Annotated in this window: 18 protein-coding genes; 10 read left to right on the top strand and 8 right to left on the bottom strand. The window is 55.4% G+C overall.

The window, feature by feature from the left end; genetic code table 11:
• Positions 1 to 192 precede the first annotated feature (192 nt).
• The 3 genes from VFX97_04145 to VFX97_04135 all read left to right on the top strand — a co-directional run bounded on the left by VFX97_04145 (position 193) and on the right by VFX97_04135 (position 2,709).
• Positions 193 to 879 carry an IS1 family transposase gene (locus tag VFX97_04145; GenBank protein HEX5702392.1) on the top strand — a complete coding sequence of 229 codons (687 nt, stop codon included), beginning with the start codon at positions 193 to 195 and terminating at the stop codon, positions 877 to 879.
• Between the two features lie 57 nt (positions 880 to 936).
• Entirely contained in the window at positions 937 to 1,251 is a 315-nt protein-coding gene (locus VFX97_04140; protein HEX5702391.1) for a hypothetical protein, read from the top strand.
• A 72-nt stretch (positions 1,252 to 1,323) separates the two neighbouring features.
• On the top strand, positions 1,324 to 2,709 hold the full coding sequence (locus VFX97_04135) for a sulfatase-like hydrolase/transferase (GenBank protein ID HEX5702390.1): 1,386 nt from the start codon (positions 1,324 to 1,326) through the stop codon (positions 2,707 to 2,709).
• Here VFX97_04135 and VFX97_04130 read toward each other — a convergent pair.
• Positions 2,706 to 3,512 (bottom strand): L,D-transpeptidase family protein, encoded by an 807-nt coding sequence (locus VFX97_04130; GenBank protein HEX5702389.1) that lies wholly within the window; start codon positions 3,510 to 3,512, stop codon positions 2,706 to 2,708. The two genes, VFX97_04135 and VFX97_04130, sit on opposite strands and share 4 nt — an antisense overlap.
• A gap of 431 nt (positions 3,513 to 3,943) precedes the next feature.
• On the opposite strand from VFX97_04130, the gene VFX97_04125 reads away from it, so the two are divergent.
• The 4 genes from VFX97_04125 (at position 3,944) to VFX97_04110 (ending at position 9,290) form a co-directional block, all read left to right on the top strand.
• On the top strand, positions 3,944 to 4,522 hold the full coding sequence (locus VFX97_04125; protein ID HEX5702388.1) for a hypothetical protein: 579 nt from the start codon (positions 3,944 to 3,946) through the stop codon (positions 4,520 to 4,522).
• A gap of 79 nt (positions 4,523 to 4,601) precedes the next feature.
• Positions 4,602 to 6,830, top strand: a complete 2,229-nt coding sequence (locus VFX97_04120) for a transglutaminaseTgpA domain-containing protein (GenBank protein ID HEX5702387.1) — start codon at positions 4,602 to 4,604, stop codon at positions 6,828 to 6,830.
• Positions 6,831 to 6,986: 156 nt separating this feature from the next.
• On the top strand, positions 6,987 to 8,336 hold the full coding sequence (rimO, locus tag VFX97_04115) for a 30S ribosomal protein S12 methylthiotransferase RimO (GenBank protein ID HEX5702386.1): 1,350 nt from the start codon (positions 6,987 to 6,989) through the stop codon (positions 8,334 to 8,336).
• Between the two features lie 3 nt (positions 8,337 to 8,339).
• Positions 8,340 to 9,290: an energy transducer TonB gene (locus tag VFX97_04110; protein ID HEX5702385.1), complete on the top strand. Its 951-nt coding sequence runs from the start codon at positions 8,340 to 8,342 to the stop codon at positions 9,288 to 9,290.
• A gap of 17 nt (positions 9,291 to 9,307) precedes the next feature.
• Here the strand turns inward: VFX97_04110 and VFX97_04105 are convergent, their stop codons facing one another.
• A complete protein-coding gene (locus tag VFX97_04105) occupies positions 9,308 to 11,794 on the bottom strand; it encodes a TonB-dependent receptor (GenBank protein HEX5702384.1) in 2,487 nt (828 codons plus the stop codon).
• 347 nt (positions 11,795 to 12,141) lie between these two features.
• On the opposite strand from VFX97_04105, the gene VFX97_04100 reads away from it, so the two are divergent.
• Positions 12,142 to 12,762 (top strand): phosphatidylglycerophosphatase A, encoded by a 621-nt coding sequence (locus VFX97_04100; GenBank protein HEX5702383.1) that lies wholly within the window; start codon positions 12,142 to 12,144, stop codon positions 12,760 to 12,762.
• A 19-nt stretch (positions 12,763 to 12,781) separates the two neighbouring features.
• Here VFX97_04100 and VFX97_04095 read toward each other — a convergent pair whose 3' ends face one another.
• The 5 genes from VFX97_04095 to corA (VFX97_04075) form a co-directional block, all read right to left on the bottom strand.
• Positions 12,782 to 13,681 carry a GNAT family N-acetyltransferase gene (locus tag VFX97_04095; protein HEX5702382.1) on the bottom strand — a complete coding sequence of 300 codons (900 nt, stop codon included), beginning with the start codon at positions 13,679 to 13,681 and terminating at the stop codon, positions 12,782 to 12,784.
• A gap of 29 nt (positions 13,682 to 13,710) precedes the next feature.
• Entirely contained in the window at positions 13,711 to 15,621 is a 1,911-nt protein-coding gene (locus tag VFX97_04090; protein ID HEX5702381.1) for a S8 family peptidase, read from the bottom strand.
• Between the two features lie 355 nt (positions 15,622 to 15,976).
• Positions 15,977 to 16,960, bottom strand: coding sequence for a magnesium/cobalt transporter CorA (corA, locus tag VFX97_04085; protein ID HEX5702380.1), 984 nt, complete (start codon positions 16,958 to 16,960; stop codon positions 15,977 to 15,979).
• 19 nt (positions 16,961 to 16,979) lie between these two features.
• Complete coding sequence (locus tag VFX97_04080) at positions 16,980 to 17,318, bottom strand: hypothetical protein (GenBank protein ID HEX5702379.1); 339 nt, start codon at positions 17,316 to 17,318, stop codon at positions 16,980 to 16,982.
• The gene (gene corA, locus VFX97_04075; GenBank protein ID HEX5702378.1) at positions 17,315 to 18,286 is read right to left on the bottom strand and encodes a magnesium/cobalt transporter CorA; all 972 of its coding nucleotides are present in this window, start codon (positions 18,284 to 18,286) and stop codon (positions 17,315 to 17,317) included. Before corA (VFX97_04075) ends, VFX97_04080 begins: the two co-directional genes overlap by 4 nt.
• 104 nt (positions 18,287 to 18,390) lie before the next feature.
• Between corA (VFX97_04075) and serA the strand changes: the two genes are divergently transcribed.
• Positions 18,391 to 19,986 carry a phosphoglycerate dehydrogenase gene (gene serA, locus VFX97_04070; GenBank protein ID HEX5702377.1) on the top strand — a complete coding sequence of 532 codons (1,596 nt, stop codon included), beginning with the start codon at positions 18,391 to 18,393 and terminating at the stop codon, positions 19,984 to 19,986.
• 16 nt (positions 19,987 to 20,002) lie between these two features.
• Positions 20,003 to 20,398 carry a MaoC family dehydratase gene (locus tag VFX97_04065; GenBank protein ID HEX5702376.1) on the top strand — a complete coding sequence of 132 codons (396 nt, stop codon included), beginning with the start codon at positions 20,003 to 20,005 and terminating at the stop codon, positions 20,396 to 20,398.
• A gap of 310 nt (positions 20,399 to 20,708) precedes the next feature.
• On the opposite strand, the gene VFX97_04060 is transcribed toward VFX97_04065, so the two are convergent.
• The gene (locus VFX97_04060) at positions 20,709 to 21,149 is read right to left on the bottom strand and encodes a DUF6496 domain-containing protein (GenBank protein ID HEX5702375.1); all 441 of its coding nucleotides are present in this window, start codon (positions 21,147 to 21,149) and stop codon (positions 20,709 to 20,711) included.
• Positions 21,150 to 21,189 lie beyond the last annotated feature (40 nt).

Genomic DNA, 21,189 nt, shown 5'->3' with positions numbered 1-21,189 from the left:
TGTGGCAAGACTTTCGGCGAGCCGAAGATTAAGACCCTCGACAATATGTCGCTGGACGAGGGCAAGGCTCTGCAAGTTATCTCTTGCCTGATTGAAGGTTGCAGCGTTAGAAGTACCGAACGCCTCACGAATGTTGACCGCAATACGATCCTCAAACTTCTAGCCATCGTTGGCCGCAAGTGTGAAGCTTTGATGCGCGAACGAATTCATGGATTGAAGATTAATTTTGCCCAGTGTGATGAGGTTTGGTCTTGGGTGGCAATGAAAAATAAGACCAAGATTCGCAAAGGCGAAACATCTGACGAGGTTGGCGATTGCTGGACGTTCACTTGTATTGATTCAGAAACGAAACTCATTCTTGCTTGGCACGTTGGACATCGGGGTTACGATGATACGGTGGCCTTCACCGATAAGATCGCTCACGCAACGGCGGGAAGTTTTCAGATTTCAACGGATGGCTTTGCGGCTTACCGCGACGCGGTTGTAATGAGCCTCGGAATGCAACGAGTTGATTTCGCGCAGTTAATCAAAATTTATCGCTCGTCACTTATGGACGAGCAAAGATATTCTCCGGCTGAATGCACAGGCGCAAGGAAAGAAGCGATCATGGGCAACCCCGATATGGATCGTTGCAGCACGTCACACATCGAAAGACACAACTTGTCGCTGCGCATGGAAAACCGAAGATTCACGCGGCTAACGAACGCCTTTTCAAAGAAGCTGGACAACCACAAGGCGGCCTTGGCGTTGTATCTCTGCTACTACAACTTTTGCAGACCGCACAAGACACTTCATGGCGCGACGCCAGCAATGGAAGCGGGAATCGTGAGGCATTTGTGGAGTGTTAAAGACCTACTTCACGCAGCGGCTAAATTCTGATTCTGATTCTGATTTGCTGTTGCTTGGCGGTCTAGTTGCGGCTCATAATGACTGTTCATGGATGTCATAGAAACCCAAACTTCCCGCGAAAACCAATTCATCAAGCTAGTTCAAAAGCATTATCCCAAAGTACAGGTTCAACGAATGGTCAACGGCTTGTACTTTTTGACACCTGACCGGCTATTTCATCCGAGCCAGTCAATGTTCAGGGTTCATAAGAAAAATCAGGAGGCTTGGTTGTTTAGAGACGGCATCTGGGTGCCGATAGATATTTACGTTTACAACGAGGAGTTTTTTGCCTTGGCGCAAACGATTGGCAAAGAATACACCGAAGCAACTAATCAGCCCGTGAGGATCATTAAAGAATTCTGAATCGGGCAACACAACATTCAGACACTACCACAATTAATCACGAGCTGCGGCATTTCCATGTAAGATTCCATCATGAAATTTACTCGCCGGAACTTCCTGGGTGGGCTAGCGACGAGTGCGACCCTGCTTTTGCAACGTAACGCTACCTCGGGCAAAACGGATTTGCCTGCCGCTTCGCCAAAACCTTCGCGAGTGAATCGTCCCAATGTCATCTTCATTCTTGCCGATGATCTCGGGTGGGGCGATCTCAGCTGTTACGGTCGGCCAGACTATCGGACTCCCAATCTGGATCTGCTTGCTTCACAAGGCGCGAGGTTTACCGACGCATATTCTGCTTCAGCCGTCTGCACTCCCACACGCGTTGGATTTATTACCGGTCGATACCCGGCGCGGTTGAAGATCGGCTTACTCGAGCCGTTGCCCGCGAACAACCTGACCGTGGGCCTGGATCCGGGCCACCCGACGATCGCTTCACTTCTTAAAACGAGTGGCTATGACACAGCGCTGATCGGAAAGTGGCATCTCGGCTTTCGCCCTGAGTGGGGACCGAATGCGCATGGCTTCGACGAATTTTTTGGGAATCTCGCCGGCGCGGTAGATTATCACCTGCACAAGACCGGTCGCGGTGCGCCTGATCTTTATGAGAATCTAAAACCCGTTGAGCAGCATGGTTATATGACCGATTTGCTTACTGAGCGGGCGGTTGAATACGTTCGCCGGCGTCGAACCAAGCCGTTCTACTTGAGTCTTCATTACACGGCTCCGCACTGGCCCTGGCAGGATCGCAAAGGCGGCGAACGGATCACCTTCACCGACAAAACCATTGAACCGATAACCATGGGCGGCGGCGGCTCTCTCAAGTTGTATGCGGAAATGATGCGTAGTTTGGATGAAGGTGTCGGTCGTGTGCTGCAAGCTTTAAGCGCTGCGGGCAAGGACCGAAATACTCTGGTGATCTTTACGAGCGATAACGGCGGCGAGCGCTTCTCGTATCAATGGCCCTTCTCCGGCAGGAAAGGAGATCTGTTGGAAGGTGGCATTCGCGTTCCGGCAATTCTTCGCTGGCCGGGCGTCATTCCGGCTAATCGCGTTACTCATCAAGCGGCGATCTCGATGGACTGGACGGCGACCATTCTCGCGGCGACGGAAACAAAACCGGCAGACGGTTATGCGTTGGATGGAATTGACTTGTTACCGATAGTTAAAGGATCGAGTCCGGTTGAGGACCGCACGTTCTTCTGGCGCATCTACGATCAGGATGCGGTGCGTCATGGGAACTGGAAGTATCTTCGCAGCGGTAATCAGCGTCGTCTATTTGACTTGTCAGTCGATCACCACGAGCAAGCTGAGTTTGGGAAGAAGAACCCGGACGTGCTGCAGCGGCTCATCTCGGAATTTGATAATTGGAACCGGCAGATGTTGCCGCGTATCGACAGAGCAAACCCGTTAAGAACTTAAGTTCGGACGATTCGGGATCGCGGCCGTCGCTGAACTGACGGCTTCGATTTGTTTCCTGCTCCATCCGGTGCGGTGTCGGCCACCTCTGCGGTGAGACTCATCAGCGCAGCTTCCTTCAACTTCGGGTTCTTTATCCAATCCTTTGCGGACACAAACGAGACTTTGTCGTAAACCAGGACGATGGTTCCGACTTTTAAAAGCTTGCTGACTTCGCGGGCCGCAAAGAGTGGTATGCGAATGCAACCGTGGCTTGCCGGTTGATTGGGGACGTTGCGGCTGCCGTGTATGGCAACGCCGCCACTGATGTAGTTGGGGTAGTAAACCGATCCGAGCGGGCCCGTCTCCCATCCGACGCTCTTGTCATAAACAAGGAACCGGCCGCGCGGTGTGTAGGAGATGCTCTCCTGCCCGTCGTCCATGAACGTCTTGCCATTGCCAGTCGAAGTCGGAAGGACTTTGATGCGTCCTTCGCCGTTCACCAGCATGAGTATTTGACGATCGAGATCTACTTCAACGTGCTCGTATCCGAGTTCTCTCGCTTCCGGTCTCGAGCTGGTGCGAATGACGTCAAGTTCGTCGCTAGTGAGTTGGCCGGTCACGTCGCGACCGTGCCATTTCTGAAATGCAATCAACGCTGCGCGTGAGCCGTCGTCAAAGACTCCGTCAACGGGGCCGGTCCAGAAGCCGGCGTCAGCAAGTTGTTGTTCGGCCTCTTTGATTTTGACGCGGGAGAGATTACTGCGTTGGCCAAGCGCGATGGTCGGCAGGATAAACGCCAGACAGATCGTGATAAGAATTTTCATCAGTACTGTTGGAAGGAAAATATGACGGACACGGTTGCCAGTCAACAGTCGCGGAGCGGCGAAATGTTTATCGCACCCCGGCCGATTAGAACTTTGCACCTCCGTTAGGAGTGGAATGTTTCGCCCGTAAACGGGCTCGGATTGTCGAGTGGGGCGCAGTGTATAGACATTTCGTTCCTACGGAACGATAAACGCTGGGCAAGCCGCCCCGTGAACGTACGGATCTACCGGTCGGTTTGAAGGCTTTAGCTGTGCGTCCTAAAAATATCTGGCGGCCTTTCGAGGTCATTTGCTACAATCCTCACCCCTTCTCACCTTGTCCCGCCGAAAACCGTGAATGGTAAATCGTGAACCGTAAATGTATTCGCGCTTTCACGAGGATTTCCTAAGACCTAAGACCTAAGACCTAAGACCTAAGACCGGGGTTCTCTATGTGGTGTCCGCGATGCAAAAGCACACGTGTTCAGCGTGGCTATAACGATTCATCTTTTGTTTTGCAGATGGCCGGTCTGCACGAGCTGCTCTGCAACAATTGTGGCCTCGAGTTCAAGGGGTTCGATCCGCTACGCAAGCTGGAGCGCAAACCTACCTCGCATCGCGAACCGAACGAAAACAATCGCCGCTTTGCCCGCTACAAAGTTCATTTGCCGGCCACCATCAGCTTAGTCGAGCGACACGCGCTGAGTTGGGATGTTTCATACTCGACCCCTGCCCGCGGCCACTGCGAAACAATTAGCCAGGGAGGCATGGCACTGTCGTTTGTCGGCAGCCGGTTTCCTCAAGAGCAACTCACAAAACCTGGTTGCTTCCTGTACGTCACCGTCAATTTGCCGGCCGCGGCCGTGGCGGCGGTGGTCTCAATCATTAATTGTGAGCGACTGGGCGTTAACGGTCAGGCGAAATGGTTCGTGGGCGCCAAAGTGATGCAAATGAGCGATGCCGACGCAGCAAGGCTCGCCGCGTTTTTGGAAAAGCGAGGAAAAACAGAGCCGTTCGTAGTCCTGACCTGAGTGCCGCGAATGCCGCGATTATTAAAGGAAGTCCGCTCAGGGTAAACTTGAGCGGGCTTTTTTCATCAAAGCACGTTGCATGCAGTTTGGCACCTACTTCCGTCTGACTTCCTACGCGACGATCGCCGCCGCGGCGCTGGCGCTCTATGTCGCGGGCGGGGTGGGGCTGTGGTTGCTGGGCGCGTTTGCCCTGGTGATGGTCGTCGCTTTCAAACTTGAAGACAGCCGTTGGCAGTTGAGCGAGCGACTCGCGCTGGCAGTCATTCTGGTTTCGATTCCGTTTTTCTACCTTGATTGGCAGGTGCTCACACCGCTCCTGCTCTCAGGGCTCGGTGACGCCGTTGACCCAACGGGAACTGGCGCGACGGAGGGCGGCTCAATTCCGCGTGGTGGTGTCGAAGTAGCTGTTCTTTCGCACCTGATTCTTTTTCTCTCGGCCGTAAAACTTTTCCAACGCAAGCACGATCGGGATTGGTTCTTTCTCTACCTGATCTCATTTTTCACGGTGTTGCTGGCGGCCGGACTGACGGCGAGCCCGATGTTCCTCGGGGTACTGATTCTTTATCTGCTGTGCGCGCTCTCGACGATCGTCGCGTTTGAAATTCAGAAAGCGCGCAAGAAAGTTACCGCTACGCAGACGCGCCTGCTCGTTCCGCCGGATTCAACACTTTTTCAAAAGCTGCCGATGCGGCTTTGGCGCCGCCGGTATCTCGAGACGCGACGCTTGCCGCTGGTCTCCGTGGCCTTGCTGATCCTGATTGTGATTCTGGCGCTGCCGTTCTTCTTAATCGCGCCGCGTACTGCGTCCAGCGCATTGCGTCGCGGCGGAGCCGGGATTTCCGGTTTCGTCGGCTTCTCAGACAGCGTGACGCTCGGTCAGATCGGCCAACTTAAACGCAATGACGAAATTTTCATGCGTGTGCGTATTGATGAATTTGGCAGCGTGCCGCCGACGCGTTTGCGCTGGCGCGGAGTCGCTTTGGATAGCTTCACGGGTAAAGCCTGGAAGAAATCGGCTGGCGCGGAACGGTTTGATAAAAAGGAGAGTAACAACGGCCTGTTCAAACTTGGCACCGCTGAAAGCCTGGACCACCTGACGACGCAAACTTTTTTTATGGAGCCGGTGGATACTCCGGTTCTATTCGGCGCGCCGCGCGTGGTAGGAGTGAGAGGTAACTTGCCGTTTGTCCGCGTCGATGCCGAGGGGGCGATTCAGACGCGTCCGCACGATCAGGAGCGCCTGGTGTACCGAGTGCATTCCGATACATCCGAGCCAAGCGTAAATGCACTTCGCAACGATCGGCTTCAGTACGTGGTTGAGTCGGTGCGGTATCTGGAGTTGCCGGCGAACCTCGATCCGCGTATCCGCACACTCACGCGCGATGTCATTCAGCAGAGCGAAGCGCGCACCTGGTATGACGCGGCGCGCGCGGTTGAATCTCATCTGCGCGACGGATATGGCTACTCGCTCGAGATGAAAGCCAGCGGATCCGATCCGCTCGCGGATTTTCTTTTTAATGTGAAGCAGGGCCACTGCGAGTATTTCGCTACGGCCATGGCCGTCATGTTGCGCACGCAGGGCGTGGCGACGCGTCTGGTAAACGGCTTCCTGCCCGGTGAATTCAACGACGCGTCGGGCGCGTTCACAGTGCGACAGAGCGATGCGCACTCCTGGGTGGAAGTCTATTTCCCCGAAACCAAATCCTGGGTGACTTTCGATCCGACTCCGTCCGCGGGCCGCGCTGCGACTACGCGGACCGGCTTTGCCGGCATGCTGAGCAAATATTCTGAAGCGCTGGAGTTGATGTGGTTCCAGTACGTCGTGGGATACGACAAGCAGGAACAGCGATCTCTGGTAATTTCGGCGCGGAACAAGCTATTTGATCTGCAGCGTGGCTCAGTTAACAAATTCGCGCAGGCGCGGGCGGCATTTCCTGCGCTCATTGGGCCAATTCTGTTGGGCGTGACATCGTTGTTTGGACTGATGGCCGCCGTTCTGTTGACGCGCCGGGTGCGGCGATTTGGCTGGCGCCGGGGACTAACAGTGTGGCGAGGCGCGAATGAGTCGGAAGCAAGCCGCGTCGAATTCTATGAACGATTGCTAAAAGCCCTGGAGAAGCAGGGTATCAAGCGCGAGCTGTACGAAACGCCCTTAGAGTTCGCTTCCGCCACCGGCGTGAACGAAGCGCGAGATATTACGAACGCGTACAATCGAGTCCGTTTTGGGGAAGAGAAGCTGTCCGACGCGGAACGAAGTCATATCGAGAGTCTGTTGGCGCGACTTGAACAAAGTAGGAAGAATAATTGAATCGCGAGGACACGGAGGGAAGACAAAGCAGATAAAGATAGTTTAGAGGCGGGCTACTGCCCGCCAACGCGATATTGAAAACGGGCGGGCGGTAGCCCGCCTCTAAACAACTTCGATTTTCTATTCACGATTTGCGATTCACGATTTACTAAGCAAATGAACAAAGTTGGATTTATCAGTCTTGGCTGTCCAAAGAACCTCGTCGATAGCGAGGTGATGATGGGGCAACTCAAGCAAAAAGGTTTTGAGATTACCGCTGACGCGGAAGACGCGGACACGGTCGTCGTAAACACGTGCGGCTTTATCGATTCAGCAAAAAAGGAATCGATCGAAGCAATTCTCGAAGCCGCGCGTTTGAAGACTGAGGGGAAAGCCACGCGCTTGGTGGTCGCCGGTTGTCTGGTCGAGCGTTATCGAGATGAATTGAAGGCAGAGATGCCGGAAGTCGATGCGTTCATCGGCACGAGTCAGATCAACGAAATCCTGAGCGTTTGTGATCCGCAGACGAACACACGGTCGTTGCCGGTGATTCCGCTCGGGAATCAAAGCGCCACTTATCTCTACGACGAATCGACGCCTCGCGTGCTCGCGACGCCGAGTCATTACGCGTACATCAAGATTGCCGAAGGATGTGATCGGCCCTGCGCCTTCTGTTTTATTCCCCAGATGCGCGGCCACTTTCGCAGCCGTCGTTTTGGTTCGCTCGTAGCCGAAGCTCATCAGCTGGCTGAAGAGGGCGTGAGGGAACTGATTCTGGTGGCGCAGGACTCTTCGCGTTATGGCGAAGACCTGGGCAAGCCGGACGCGCTCGCGCGTCTCTTGCGCGAGCTGTCGCACGCCGATGGCATTGAGTGGGTGCGCGTGATGTATACCTATCCGACGCATATTAGCGACGGCTTTCTGGACGTGCTCGCCGAAGAGCCAAAGGCCGTGAAGTATCTCGACATGCCTTTGCAGCATGCTTCGCAGAATGTTTTGAAGCTGATGAAGCGAGGCGGGAACCGGGCGTCGCTCGAACGTTTGATCGAGCGAGTGCGCCGCCGCGTACCGGGAATTGGCGTGCGCACGACTTTCATCACTGGTTTTCCGGGCGAGACCGAAGAGGATTTCGATGAGCTGATGACCTTCATCAAGAACGTCGGATTCGATCGCGTCGGTGTTTTCACGTATTCAGATGAAGAAGGCACGCCGGCTTACGAGCTGCCGAATAAAGTCGATCCTAAAATCGCCAAGCGCCGTCGCGATCAGCTAATGAAAGAGCAATCGAAGATCGCCAAGCGAAAGCACGCCGCGATGGTCGGTAAGACCGTCCGGGTAATGTTCGAAGGCGAATCAAACGAGAGTGATTTGCTTTGGCAGGGAAGAATGGAAACCCAGGCGCCGGACATTGATGGATGTGTTCTGATCAATGACGCGCCTGAAGGTCTCGTTCCGGTTCCCGGCCAGATGGTTGATGTGCTAATCGAGGAAGCGCAGGAATACGATCTGGTCGGACGGATTATCTAATCAATGAAGCACCTTCTAAGTGCAGTGTTGTCGCTTCTCGTATTGGGCACTGCGTACGCCACCCGAGCGCAGGCGCCAGACTTCTGGGTTAAAGTCTCTTCTCCTCGGGATTACTTCCAGGTCTTGATGCCTCATCGGCCTAAGGAAGAAAGTTACACGAAGTTGAAGAGTAACTTCGGTGACCTCGACATCAAGGTAAAGTCCTATCAAGCTTCTGCGCCGAACGGCGCGACGTACCGACTTTGGGTGTTAGAACTCGCCGCTGGTTCCGGCGCCGAGCCCCTCATCACGGACACCTACCTTGATTCCAGCGCTGACGTCATTTGGGATGGTTTGCTGAAAAGCGAACGAGATAAACTTCCTGACGACCGGCGAGCAACAGCCGGGATGGCCTATGTCAAAGAGTTGGCACCGAAGCCGTTGCCGGGCCGCGAGTACACCCTCACGATCGGAAGCGCAACCGGGACGGCGCAGTTTTATGTTACTGAGTCGCGTCTTTATGTTTTATTGGCGATGAATTCGATCGGAGCGACCTGGGAGCAAGAACCGTTCTTTCAATCATTCGCCGTCGCGAAGGATGTGCCGGGACGGTTGCCGATTGACAGCGTTGAGCCGGGCACGCCCGGCACGCGGGTTCGGCACCCAAACGACCTCACCGACGAGAAAGTATTTAGAAGCAGCGAAGTCACCACAAGGGCACGCGTGCTGTCCAAACCTGAACCGTCATACACCGAAAGCGCGAGAAAGTTTTTGACCACTGGAACGGTCGTTTTGCGCTGTGTCTTTTCAAAAGACGGCAAGGTAACGAACCTCTGGGTTATCAGAAAACTACCTCACGGTTTAACGGTACGGGCTATCGACGCCGCGCGTCAGATACGATTTACGCCGGCCACCAAGGACGGGCAGCCGGTTTCGATGTGGATGCAGCTCGAATACAACTTCAACCTCTATTAGTTCGCCATCAACTCCGTCTAAAACTTCACGAACTCAAACTTCAATCTGATACCCCGGCGCGGACTGTTGTAGAACGAACCGAAATCTGGCGCGTGAATATTGTTTTGGAAATCGCGCGGGTTCCAGTGGTTGGTGAGATTGAACAGTTTTATGCCGAAGCGTCCAGGAAACTTCCGGCCGCGAAACTGCGCGGGAATGAATCCCCAATTCGGGACTCGTGGGGTCAGCCCCTTCGTAATCTGAAGATCGAGCGCAAAAAAGTTCGGATAGCGACCGGCGCGATTGCGCGCGCCCACAAAGTTTTGATTCTCATCGACCAACGAAAAGGGAAAGCCCGTGTGCCAGTCCATTACGGGCGAAACCGTGATCTGTTTCGGCAGGCCAATGTCGCCCCAGAAGAGCAGCCGGTTCGGCGCGTCGAACGGTTGCAGCGAGCGTTCGTTCGCGCGAATCACAGGATTGCGAATGTTGCCGAAGTAGTTATTGAATGGGTTGAGATCGCCCGTCGCGCGCGAATGTACATAGGCGAGATACAGATGCCTTCGCTCCTGTAAGCGAAACCGACCAGTCACCTGAAATTCGCGATAACGCGCTTCGCCATCATTTCTCAGCAGCAGCCGGCCATCAGCTGTCGGATCAAGAATGAAATCGCGCCGGGTACGTCGTTCTTCAAAACCAAATCTGAGAAGCAGTCTTTTGATTTCGTGATCGATCTGAAGAGTGCCAGCAACGCTGTAGGGGTTCCGCAGACCGCTGGGGTCGACGACGTGACTGAATGTCCGCGGGCCATCAATGATCACGGCGAGGGTTGGGGCAAACGTCGTCACCACTCGTTGTTGATATTGCTGAAAGATGCCGACGTTGATCGGAATCTTGTCGTAAAACAGACCGACTCCGCCGCGAATCACCGTCCGCTCATTCGCAAACGGCAGTAAAGCGAACCCGAGTCGCGGGGCAAAGTTGTTGTTCTTGCTGATGCTGTCCCTGTCCCAGCGCAAGCCAAGATCAATCGTTAACCTCTGGTGTGCATGCCACGTCTCCTGCGCGAAAGCGGCCAGCTCAGTGTTGTTTCGTTCTAAGGCACCCGCACCAGCAAAAGTGATGAGCTGACTGAGGGTGCCATCGCGGCGGACAATGCGAACCGGCGCCGACACATCGCTGCCGTCGAACGTCGTATGGCTGACGTTGATACCGAATCTAAGATCGTGTTTGCCGTAATACTTCTTTTCCGGCAGAGACAACGTCTCGAGCCATTCGGCCCGACGGCTCTCGCGGCCCTGCCGATTGAACCAACCGCCCGAACGTCGCTCCGGCGAGATCACAAAGGGCCCGCCGCTGTTTCCAAAGACATCGAGGTCAAACTGTTTCAGACTAAAACTTGATTGGAGCAGAGCGCCCTTCGCGAAAGTGGCCTGTTCATTAACGGCGAAGAACCATCCGCGTTGGTGCAGGTTCGCCGCGGTGTCGAGCGGCGTGAATGTATTCAGGTTAATGCCGTCCCGTTTCTGCGGGAAGAGCGAAAAGCTCACGGCCAGACGGTTTGAGTCGTTGAGATTGAAATCAAAACGCGTAAACGAATCAAAGCTTTCTAGCTTGCTGTCGCGCTGGGCGGGTGGCAGGCTCGTCACTTCGGATCGCACGAAGCGATATTCAAAACTCTGGAAGAAGAAAATTTTGTCTTTCTTGATTGGACCGCCGACAGCTATCCGGGGCGTCGCGGACTGGACGCCGTAAATCTTGCCGTCGCGAATGCGCGGACGCATCAGCACGTTCGTCACAAGATATCGCCAACGGTTGCTCCCGGAGCGAGTCTCGATCGCGGTAACCGCGCCGGTGAATCGGCCGTACTCAGCGGAAAACGGATTTGAGAAAACCTGCACCGATTCGACGGCTTCGAGCGGCAGGTCGATTGCGGCATCGCCGGTCACGGGATCGCTAACGTTCAAGCTCGAGACCAGCGTGCCGCTTTGGTCGGGTCGCGTCCCCTTAATGTTGAGAGCGCCGTCGGGACTTCGCGTCACTCCCGGAAGCAGCGGCAGCGCGTCCTGGAACTTTTCGTTCACCAGTGGCACGTCGCGCAGCTTCGTGGCCGATAACTGTCCGGCGACGGTGGTGTCGGTGGTGTTGATGCGGTCCGGTTCGGGTGCAACATCGACAATTACCTGAACGGTGCTGGGCTGCAAGGACACATCGAGATCGACTGTCGCGTCGATCGCCAGGGTTATTTTCTGTTCCGATCGTTCAAAGCCCGCATGAGTCGCGACCAGCGTATAATCTCCGGCCGCCAGGCGATTGAATGAATACTCGCCCTGATCGTCGCTGATGATTGCCAGTTTGTTATCGCCGAGTGCCGGGCCCGTGAGTACGAGCACGACGCGCGGTAAACGCTCACGCCGATCGCCGGTGACAGCGAGAGTGACTCCGCGAATCCGACCAGACGGTTGCCACGCGGGCTTTGGATTAGCGGTGACGCGAGCCGCGTAAGGCAAGCTCAGAACCATCATCAAGCAGACTACGATGCGTAGCGAAATCAGCTTTGACCGACTTGCCGCTAAATGATTTATCCACATGTCGTAGTTTGATGGCACTCGACACTTCAAGAACTTGTCTGATAAAAGACTCGGAAGTATTCGATGCAGCATTGCGGGCTGACGAAACGCGGTTGGTAAAGGGGAGGACGTTGACAGCATAGGCCTAAGCCGCAATCGAAAGCAATTAGCGAACCGGTGGGAAGTGGCACAGACTTCAGTCTGTGTTCCAAGCCTAAGAGAGGCTTTTGTTGAAATCACACACTGAAAGTCTGTGCAACTAGTTGAAACCACAAATCTGAAGTCCGTGACACCACCCACGCATGCCAATCAAAGAATCCAGTGATGAGTTCAATCCCGATGTCGTTGTTCCGGCGGCAGAAGTTCCCGCGCCGAAACGACGCTCAGCGAGCGATTACGTTGCCCTCGCAATTGCCACTTGCGGCGTCGGGTACTTGCCGGTGGCGCCGGGCACTCTGGGAGCTTTGGTAGGTGCTGGTCTGTATCTAAGTGTTTCGGGTTGGTTTTATGGAGTGCTTGAAGCGAATGCGCAACGAACAGGGGCGAGTCTGCTTTACGTGTTCACGCCGCAGTTAGCGTTCATGCTGCTGCTGACGTTTGCGACAACGATGCTGGGCATCTGGGCCGCGACCCGCACCGAAAAAGTAATTCAGCGGAAGGATCCGTCGATAGTCGTCATCGATGAAGTCGCCGGCCAAATGATCGCCCTCCTGTCAGGCCCGTTTTGGCTGCACACTTGGTGGAGCATCCTGTCGGCGTTCCTCTTGTTTCGTCTGTTCGACATTTGGAAGCCTTATCCGATTCGCCGCCTCGAGGGGCTGGAATCTGGATTGGGAATCATGGCCGACGACGTGCTCGCAGGAGTTTACGCCCTCATCGCCAATGCTCTACTTGTTTCGACTTATTTATTAATCGTCCGGTGAGCGGAATAGGTGAGTCGGATTAGGCGAGAAAAATCGTGTCGTAAACGGATTGGAATTTGAAGCCTGATCGTTTGTAGAAGTCATGGGCGGCAATGTTCTGCTCGTTTACGAGAACGCAAATGGAATCTACGCGCTGCAGCAGAAGATGTCCCAGCTCAGACATGCAATTCAAACCGTAGCCTTTGCCGCGATGTTCGGGCGCGGTCCAGACACCTTCAAGATAAACGACTGATTCTGTATACGAGACGATATCGGTCTTGAAGATAAGTTTCCCGGACTCGATCCAGACCCACGTCCGGCCCTGCTCGATCCGCCGCAGACATCGTTCGCGAAAACCGACGGGATCGACTTCGAGGGGATTGACGCCACTTTCATCAAACGCCATTTCCGCATGCACCGGCAGAATTAGTTCCAGATCTTCTGGGGTCGCCAGTCGCAGTCCCTCTGAGGGCTTGCGGACTTCGATGGGCCAGCGCAGCTCAAACAACAGCTCGCGGCAGGCGCGGCGCATTGTCTGTCCGTCATTGGAGTAACAGTTCCAGAACTCCTCGATGCGCTCTTGCTCGCCCATGATCATGCGAGCGGTCGTGCACTTCTGCGCGATTTCCGCAAAAGCCTGAAGCGCGCGCTCGGTGCGCGTCTCCATCAGCGTCGCATGGCCAATCAGCGCGACCCCTTCAAGTTCGCCCGCGCGGTTGCGGCAAGCGTAGAAATTGCCGCGGTTAAATGCACTGACAAGGCCATTGTCTCTGATGATTCCCACGAGCGTAACTGTGTGCAGCGGGCGTCGCGCCAGAAATTCGAGTACTTCCGATTGACACTCGTCTGTAAGTCTCTGGGTGATTACCTGTTGCGCCCAGCCTGACATCGTCGGCACGGGCGGGGGCATGATTTGGGCTTGGGCAGTCTGTCTATACATGGTGTGTTCTCCTCCAGTAGCAGCCCAAATCAATAGGATGGACTCATCGCGGACGTGTTATCGCCCTTTGAGATGGCGTCGGAAAGCAGCACGCCATCACTGAGAAGCACACCGTCGCTGAGCAGTACGCCGTCGCTCAACAAGACACCATCGCTCAATAACACGCCGTCGCTAAGCAGGACACCACTGGTAAACAGGGTGCCATCGCTCAACAGAACGCCGGTGACCGTTACCGGTCCCGCAGTAAGCGCGATACCGCTGGTAATTAGGGTCGTGTTGCGCACGATTACGCCATTCGTTATCGAAGTTGCGTCGGCGATCACTTTGCCATGCCCATACATGCCTTGCCACTTGGTCATTAAGTCGCTGCCATACAGCACGCAGTAATCGCCGACGATACCGCGTCCCCAATCAATGCGCTCGTTAGTGCTGGAAATGTAGTTGTCCTGATCGTTCTCGTCCCAGCTATTGAGCATCGCGCTTCCCTGCGACAAAGTGCTCGCATTTGACTTGACCAGGCTGGCGAGTTTGACTGCGCCTTCAGCGTTTACCTGTCCCGCGCCTTGCTCGAGTGTGTTGAAGCCGTCGATCGGCTGGGCTGAATACATCAGAATGGCCTTGACCAGGCTGGGAGTGAGGTTCGGATTCGCCTCCAACATTAAGGCAGCGATGCCCGCTACTATGGGCGCGGACATCGAGGTGCCGCTCAGGTACATGCACTGGTCTGTGGCGGTGGAGCTGCCGACCTTGAGCGACGGATAGAGGGTTACGAGCGCTGCCAATTTGCCACTGCTGCTGGGAGACATGGCGCCGATCAACTTGTTACCTGGCGCGACGATGTCCGGCTTGATCAGATTGTCATAACGCTTGATGCCCGATGAATCCTTCGTATAGCCGCGAGTCGGCCCGCGGGAGCTGTACGAAGTGATCCTGTCATCGTATCTTGCGTCAGTGCCGAAACTGTTGGTGGCGCCCACCGTAATGACCGACGGGTCAATGCCGGGTGAATCGATGCCGCCGTAGATCTTGTCGCCATCTAAATCTTTGCCACGGTTTCCCGCAGCAGCTACTACGACGATGCCGGCGTTGTGAGCGCGGCGGGCGGCCAGACACAATGGATCGTTCTTGTAGCTGTCTTTCGGCGGCGCGCCAAGGCTCAGGTTGATGACGCGGAGGTTATAGGTCGCCTTGTTCGCAATACACCAATCAATCGCCGCGATCACATTGCTGGCAGTCCCGCGGCCCTGCGCGTCAAGAACGGCCAGGCTAATGACTTTCGCTTCGTAAGCAATGCCGCCGTAGTAGTTGGACTTGAATCCCGGATTACCCATTAGCATTGAAGCTACGTGAGTACCATGTCCAAAGTAGTCTCGGTTCCCGGCGATACCGGTATAGGTCTTGGAATAAGCGACCCCGGGGCGACCCGTAGAAGCTTTAATCAGGTTGTGCGTGTCGTCTATGCCACTATCGAGGACGGCGATGCCCACACCCGTGCCGTTGAGGGAAGAGAAACCGGTAACCTCGCTGCGCGCGTCGGCTTGAGCGGCGGCCACTGAGGTCTCGATGTGTCCGTGGGAAACAACCTCGCGGTCCGGGCTAATGTATGCAACGTCCTCGTCATTTTCCAGATCGCGAATGCGCGACATCGGCAGATCTGCGGTAACCAATCCTAAGTTGCGATAAGCATTCTTGAAGCGACCCTTGCGAGCGGCGAACTTATTTTGGAGATCCGTATCGGTCGACTTCTGGGGGTCGTTTAGTTGCACAATAACGCGGGCAGTTTTGTCGGGCTTCTCGCCAGATGAGACGCGATTGACGTCGTCGTCCAGATCGGGGGCGATCTTCGATCGTTTTGCCGAACCTTGTGATTGCGGCCCGTTGTTTTTCGCCTGGTCGGCCCTGACTCCCATGGGGATCAGGGGCGCGAAGAATAAAGCCATTAGGGCTAAGGCGAATTGCTTCTTGAGGGTCTCTTTCAGTCTCATCGATCTCGTCTCTCCAAACTAGTCTCAGTACGCCACACGTTGGCGCGACCCTCGTTTGGCAACGGTTGTGCCGCAAGAAATATGAGCAGAAACTTCAACAAAATATGACAATTCACGAAAGTGAGACGTCGGGCCTGCGGGCTCGAGCGGTCAGACAGCACGACGCCTGACCGACTGAGCAAGTTAATCTGACTGCTAGTTTTGCAGGAAGGTTCGCAACCCGAAGGGTTGCCAGAGAGTAGCCGGGGGTCGCAGCGAAGCGTAGACCCCCGGAAAAGTCGGCGTCAAATTCGGCACCCTGGGAGGGCCTTTACGATCGACCAAGCCACCCGCGGGCCCAAAAGAAAAGCAGCATGCCGATGGCGACGAACACCATGATCGTGAGTACTACGAAATAGCCAAACCGCGTGGCCAGCTCAGGCATGTTTTCAAAGTTCATCCCGTACACACCGGCGATGAACGTCAGTGGCAGCATGATCGCGGAAAAGATCGTCAACACTTTCATGATTTCGTTCATGCGATTGCCGACCACCGACATGTAAGCGTCCAGGCAGCCGCTGATTAGATCGCGATAGCTCTCAGCCAGGTCGGTAATACGAATGATGTGGTCGTGAATGTCACGATAGAACGGCAGCATCGGTCCCGGAATCAATGCAAATTCGCCTCGGCTCGTGCGGAGGATCACCTCCATTTGCCGCGCTGAGATGCGCCGCAGACGAAGCACGCCACGTTTTAAATCCATAATCTCTTCGAGGATGGCCTGGTTCGGCCGGCTCAAAGTAAAGATGTCGTCTTCGAGTTTCGCTATCCGTTCATCGAAATCGTCGAGCACGGGCGAATAGAAATCGACAATCTGATCCAGGATTTGATGTAACAAAAACGCCGGCCCGCGTTGGCACGCGATAGGCGTCGTCATCACCAGCTTCTTCACGTTGTTGATACTGCGAAACATGTCGTGGTGATAAGTGATGACATAGTTCGGCCCGAGAAACGCATCGAGTTCGATCGTATTGAAATGATCGGGACTGGTGTCGGCGCGCACACCATGCACGATGAAATAAAGATAGCCGGGGAACTCTTCGACCTTCGGATAATTCCGCGTCTCGCGGCAATCCTCCAGGGTGAGCGGATGAAAGCGAAATACGTCTGCTAACAGCTGCTCGTCCGCTGCCGTCGGCGCCTCCATATCAATCCAGGTAACGGCCTTTTCATCTTTCAGAAGCTCAGCTAGCTGTTCAGCGGGGAAGCCGGATTCAACTCGTTCCGCGCCTTCGCGATAGACATAGATTTCCATCAGGGGGTTTCTCTCTTGGTTAGTTAATGATCTTAGTCGCCGGCATCTGCGATATTTGCCAGGCGATGAACGCAATGAAAACCAGCAGCAATCCCACGATGACGATGACGACCGGTTCCAGACCCAAAGCGCCGTTTCGATCTTCAGCCGCGGCCACCTCTTTTGCCAGTTCCGTTTGCGCGGCGCCGACGACAATTAATCCATTTTCCCGAGCCACGAGTTGCGAGGCATCGGTGTTAGCCTCACCCGACTCGCCCAATTCTTCCAAAGGCGCTAACTGTGCAGCTAGTTCGCGCGTGTCACCAGAACGGCGTCTAAGGCGATGCGCGACGAACTTTGAGAGTTCCTTGCTTTTCACAACCAATCCACTTTCTTCAGATAAGCATACAGCGCCAGGCCGACGGCGACGATACTCAAGAGCGCGAATACGTATCCGTAGCGCCATCTTAACTCAGGCATAAACACGAAGTTCATGCCGTAGATGCCCGCGATCAAAGTCACCGACATCAGAATCGTTGAGACTGAAGTCAGGCGCTTCATTACTTTGTTCATACGATTTCCTGAGACCGATAAGTAAGCGTCCATCGTTGAGCTCAACATATCGCGCAGCGTGTCGATGTTGTCGGCGACGCGAATCAGATGATCAAAAACGTCCTGGAAATAAACATGGGTCTCGCGCGGAAAGATCGGCTGTTCACGCCTGAGCAGGGTATTAAAAACATCGCGGAGGGGCGTAATGGCGCGGCGCAGGTAAAGCAACTTCTTCTTGATCATGAATATTTCTTCAATGACCGCAGCGCGCCATTCGCCGAATATCGAATCCTCTAAATCGTCCATCCGCTCGCTGATGATGTCGAGGAGGGGAAGATAATCATCAACCGTGGCATCGATGAGCAGGTAAGCCAGCAGTCCCGCGCCCGCTTCCGATCTATCGAGCCACTCTTCCCAAAGGCGGCGCGCGGTGGCGATAGCGCGGATCGGGCGACTGTGAACCGTGACCAGAAAGTTCTTGCCGAGAAAAATATTCAGTTCGCGCAACTCCAACGCGTCGTTCGGGCCGACCAGACTGGCTTCATAGAGCACAATGAAATAGTAGCCGGAATATTCCTCAACCTTCGGTCGCTGATGCTCGTTGCGGCAGTCTTCGATCGACAGATGATGGAAGTCGAACTCTTCAGCCAGGTCCGTAAAGTCCTGGCTCGTGGGATCGCTGACGTCGGCCCAAATTACATGCTGAGAATCCTGACGAAGGTCACTGATGTCCGGCACCGGACAGTTCTCTGAGATTTCCTTCGTCGCGGTGTTGAGGCAGGTTACGGTAATCAAGTCGATCTCTCCGGACCGCACTGCGTAACAAAATCGTTTGCGGCAGTGTATCACTAGTGGCGCGAACGACGCCGCTTGGGAAAAACCGATATAATCCGCGCACGATGAGTGCACCGAAGGTTTTAGTGGCCGATGATGTTAGTGACAGCGGGCTTCAGCCGTTGCGTGATGCCGGATTCGAGGTCGAGAAGCGAACGGGTCTGTCGCCGGCTGAGTTACAAACCGTCCTCGCCGATTGCGATGGGCTGGTAGTGCGGAGCGAAACGAAGGTCACCGCGGGGTTAATGGATTCAGCGCCGAGACTTCGAGTGATCGGCCGCGCCGGTGTCGGCGTTGACAACATCGACGTGCAGGCGGCGACGGCACACGGAATCGTCGTCATGAACGCGCCTGACGGCAATACGATCACGACTGCGGAGCACACTATCGCGCTCCTGGTAGCGCTCGCGCGTAACGTGGCGCAGGCCAACAGCAGCGTCAAAGCCGCGCACTGGGAGCGAAAGCGTTTTATCGGCGCGGAATTGCGCGGCAAAACGCTCGGCATCATTGGCTTGGGCCGCATCGGTCGCGCCGTCGCACAGCGGGCAGCGGCGCTGGGAATGAAAGCCCTGGCCCACGATCCTTTCATTGCGATTCAGCCGGCGGGCGAAGCGGAAGTCGAAACCGGGTCGCTGGATGAAGTACTCGCGCGAGCTGATTTCCTGACGATTCACACGCCGCTGTCGAATGAAACACGGGGACTGATTAATGCAGAGGCGTTCGGCAAAATGAAAACCGGAGCGCGCGTCATCAATTGCGCGCGCGGCGGGCTGGTCGATGAGGCGGCGTTGCACGACGCGATCCAATCCGGAAAGATCGCCGGCGCGGCGCTGGATGTCTTTGAAAAGGAACCGCCGCCGGCAGATCATCCTTTGCTGCGTCTCGATCAGGTAATCGCGACGCCGCATCTCGGAGCTTCGACGGCGGAAGCCCAGGAAGCCGTCGCTTTCACGGTCGCTGAACAGATGCGTGACTACCTTCAGACCGGAGCGTTGCGAGGCGCCGTGAACATGCCGGCTGTAGGCGCAGCCGAACTGACCACGTTGCAACCGTACTTGTCGCTCGCAGAAAGTCTGGGACGTTTTCAGGCGCAGTTGGCGGATAGCGCAGTTCGCGAGGTGCGGCTCGAGTTTGCCGGCGAACTCGTGGATGTTGATGCCGCGCCGGTCACGCGTTTATTTCTTGCCGGTCTGTTGCGCGATGTCAGCGCGCGCGTGAATGCCGTCAACGCTTTTCTGATTGCGGACGAACGCGGCATCGCGGTGACTACATCTTATGTGCGTGGTTCAAATGCCGTCTCGGCGATAAGAACTTCCGTGGTCACGGCAACCGGCGAGCAAACCGCGTCCGGCTCGGTTTTCAACACCGCTGAAGGTTACCGCGAAGGCCGTCTCACCAGAATCAACGGCTTTCGGATCGAGGCTATTCCCCGCGGCCACATGCTGGTGATGCACAATCGCGACGTGCCCGGCGTTATCGGGCGAGTTGGCAGCGTGCTCGGCGACGCGGGCATCAACATCAGCGCATTTCATCTCGGCCGGCGTGAACGGGGCGGGGAAGCGATGGCAATCATTCAAGTGGACGGGGCGCTGGATGAGCCCACGACCGGTAAGCTTCTTGAACTCGAGCCAGTGATCTCATTGCGCCAGATCGAACTCTAGCGTTCGAGACAAACCCATGAAGTGCAAAATCGGCGATACAGCCGCAGTCACAAAGACGATCACCCAGAACGACATCGAGAAGTTTGCGGAGCTTTCAGGTGATCGAAATTCGATTCACCTCGATCAAAGCTACGCGAAGGGAACCCGTTTTCACGGTTGCATCGCGCACGGGATGCTGACGTCGTCTTTTATCTCGAACGTTATCGGCAACGAATTGCCGGGCTTGGGCAGCATCTACCTCAGCCAGACCCTGAAATTTGTTGCGCCTGTCTTTCCGGGCGATACGATCACGGCGCGCGTAACCGTGACCTCCGTGCGCCCGGACAAGCCAATCGTGACGCTGGAGACAGTTTGCACTAATCAACGCGGCGAAGCGGTGGTCAAAGGTGAAGCTGTCGTACTGGTAGAGTAGGTCGCTTTCCGGAGCCGTCCCATGGCGTTGCCTCAAAGTGCTTAAGGCCTCACCTTCACTTGGTATCACAACCCGAAGGGTTCACAGAGAGTAGCCGGAGGTCGGAGCGAAGCGGAGACCTCCGGATCGGTGCGTTCGTTTGTTGCACCCTGGAGGGGTGCCAGATAATCCTCGAATTCTTGCATCCTTTCAGGATGCAACTCACTGGGTCCGCGGTTCCGGTGGTCTGCGACCACCGGCTACTATCTATCAGCCCTCCGGGCTGAAGGATTTATTCGAACTCCAGGGAACTTTGAGGTAAAGCATCAACCTAGTTGTTACGTTTCCGGGTGCGCGCCGCCCTCTTAGCTGCGCGCGAACGATCCTTCGCCGAACGTTTCTTCGCCGCTTTCTTAGCCTGTCGTGACAGAGCGAGTTTCGAACCAGCGCTGTGAGGTTCGTCCTTTAGTTTTTCTCTCATGGCGCGCGAACGCTTCGTGGATTTCTTCTTTGCCCCCTTACCTTTGCGCAGATCGCGTTTCGCTTGTTCTTTAATCCGCTTCGACCCTTTCTTTGGCGGCGGAAGATCTACGCCGGCGCGACGGGCTTTTGAGAGTCCAATCGCAATCGCCTGCTTTGCCGATCGTGCGCCGTGCTTGCCATCGCGAATGTGCTCGATCTCTTCACGAACAAATTCGCCGGCCTGTGTGCTGGGCGCTTTTCCTTCGCGCTTATCTTTCTTAGCTCGTTCAAGCGTCTCTTTTTCGGGCATAACTTCCTTTCAGCTAGTGAGCAAGATGCACAATCACAGT

The sequence above is a fragment of the Pyrinomonadaceae bacterium genome, from assembly GCA_036277115.1.
Lineage (GTDB): Bacteria > Acidobacteriota > Blastocatellia > Pyrinomonadales > Pyrinomonadaceae > UBA11740.
This window is presented reverse-complemented; position numbering and strand designations above follow the sequence as displayed.

Coding starts and splice junctions, on each gene's coding strand:
- VFX97_04145 (HEX5702392.1), top strand. CDS start 193: ATGCGCGAACGAATTCATGGATTGAAGATTAATTTTGCCCAGTGTGAT.
- VFX97_04140 (HEX5702391.1), top strand. CDS start 937: ATGGATGTCATAGAAACCCAAACTTCCCGCGAAAACCAATTCATCAAG.
- VFX97_04135 (HEX5702390.1), top strand. CDS start 1,324: ATGAAATTTACTCGCCGGAACTTCCTGGGTGGGCTAGCGACGAGTGCG.
- VFX97_04130 (HEX5702389.1), bottom strand. CDS start 3,512: ATGAAAATTCTTATCACGATCTGTCTGGCGTTTATCCTGCCGACCATC.
- VFX97_04125 (HEX5702388.1), top strand. CDS start 3,944: ATGTGGTGTCCGCGATGCAAAAGCACACGTGTTCAGCGTGGCTATAAC.
- VFX97_04120 (HEX5702387.1), top strand. CDS start 4,602: ATGCAGTTTGGCACCTACTTCCGTCTGACTTCCTACGCGACGATCGCC.
- rimO (HEX5702386.1), top strand. CDS start 6,987: ATGAACAAAGTTGGATTTATCAGTCTTGGCTGTCCAAAGAACCTCGTC.
- VFX97_04110 (HEX5702385.1), top strand. CDS start 8,340: ATGAAGCACCTTCTAAGTGCAGTGTTGTCGCTTCTCGTATTGGGCACT.
- VFX97_04105 (HEX5702384.1), bottom strand. CDS start 11,794: ATGATGGTTCTGAGCTTGCCTTACGCGGCTCGCGTCACCGCTAATCCA.
- VFX97_04100 (HEX5702383.1), top strand. CDS start 12,142: ATGCCAATCAAAGAATCCAGTGATGAGTTCAATCCCGATGTCGTTGTT.
- VFX97_04095 (HEX5702382.1), bottom strand. CDS start 13,681: ATGTATAGACAGACTGCCCAAGCCCAAATCATGCCCCCGCCCGTGCCG.
- VFX97_04090 (HEX5702381.1), bottom strand. CDS start 15,621: ATGGCTTTATTCTTCGCGCCCCTGATCCCCATGGGAGTCAGGGCCGAC.
- corA (HEX5702380.1), bottom strand. CDS start 16,960: ATGGAAATCTATGTCTATCGCGAAGGCGCGGAACGAGTTGAATCCGGC.
- serA (HEX5702377.1), top strand. CDS start 18,391: ATGAGTGCACCGAAGGTTTTAGTGGCCGATGATGTTAGTGACAGCGGG.
- VFX97_04065 (HEX5702376.1), top strand. CDS start 20,003: ATGAAGTGCAAAATCGGCGATACAGCCGCAGTCACAAAGACGATCACC.
- VFX97_04060 (HEX5702375.1), bottom strand. CDS start 21,149: ATGCCCGAAAAAGAGACGCTTGAACGAGCTAAGAAAGATAAGCGCGAA.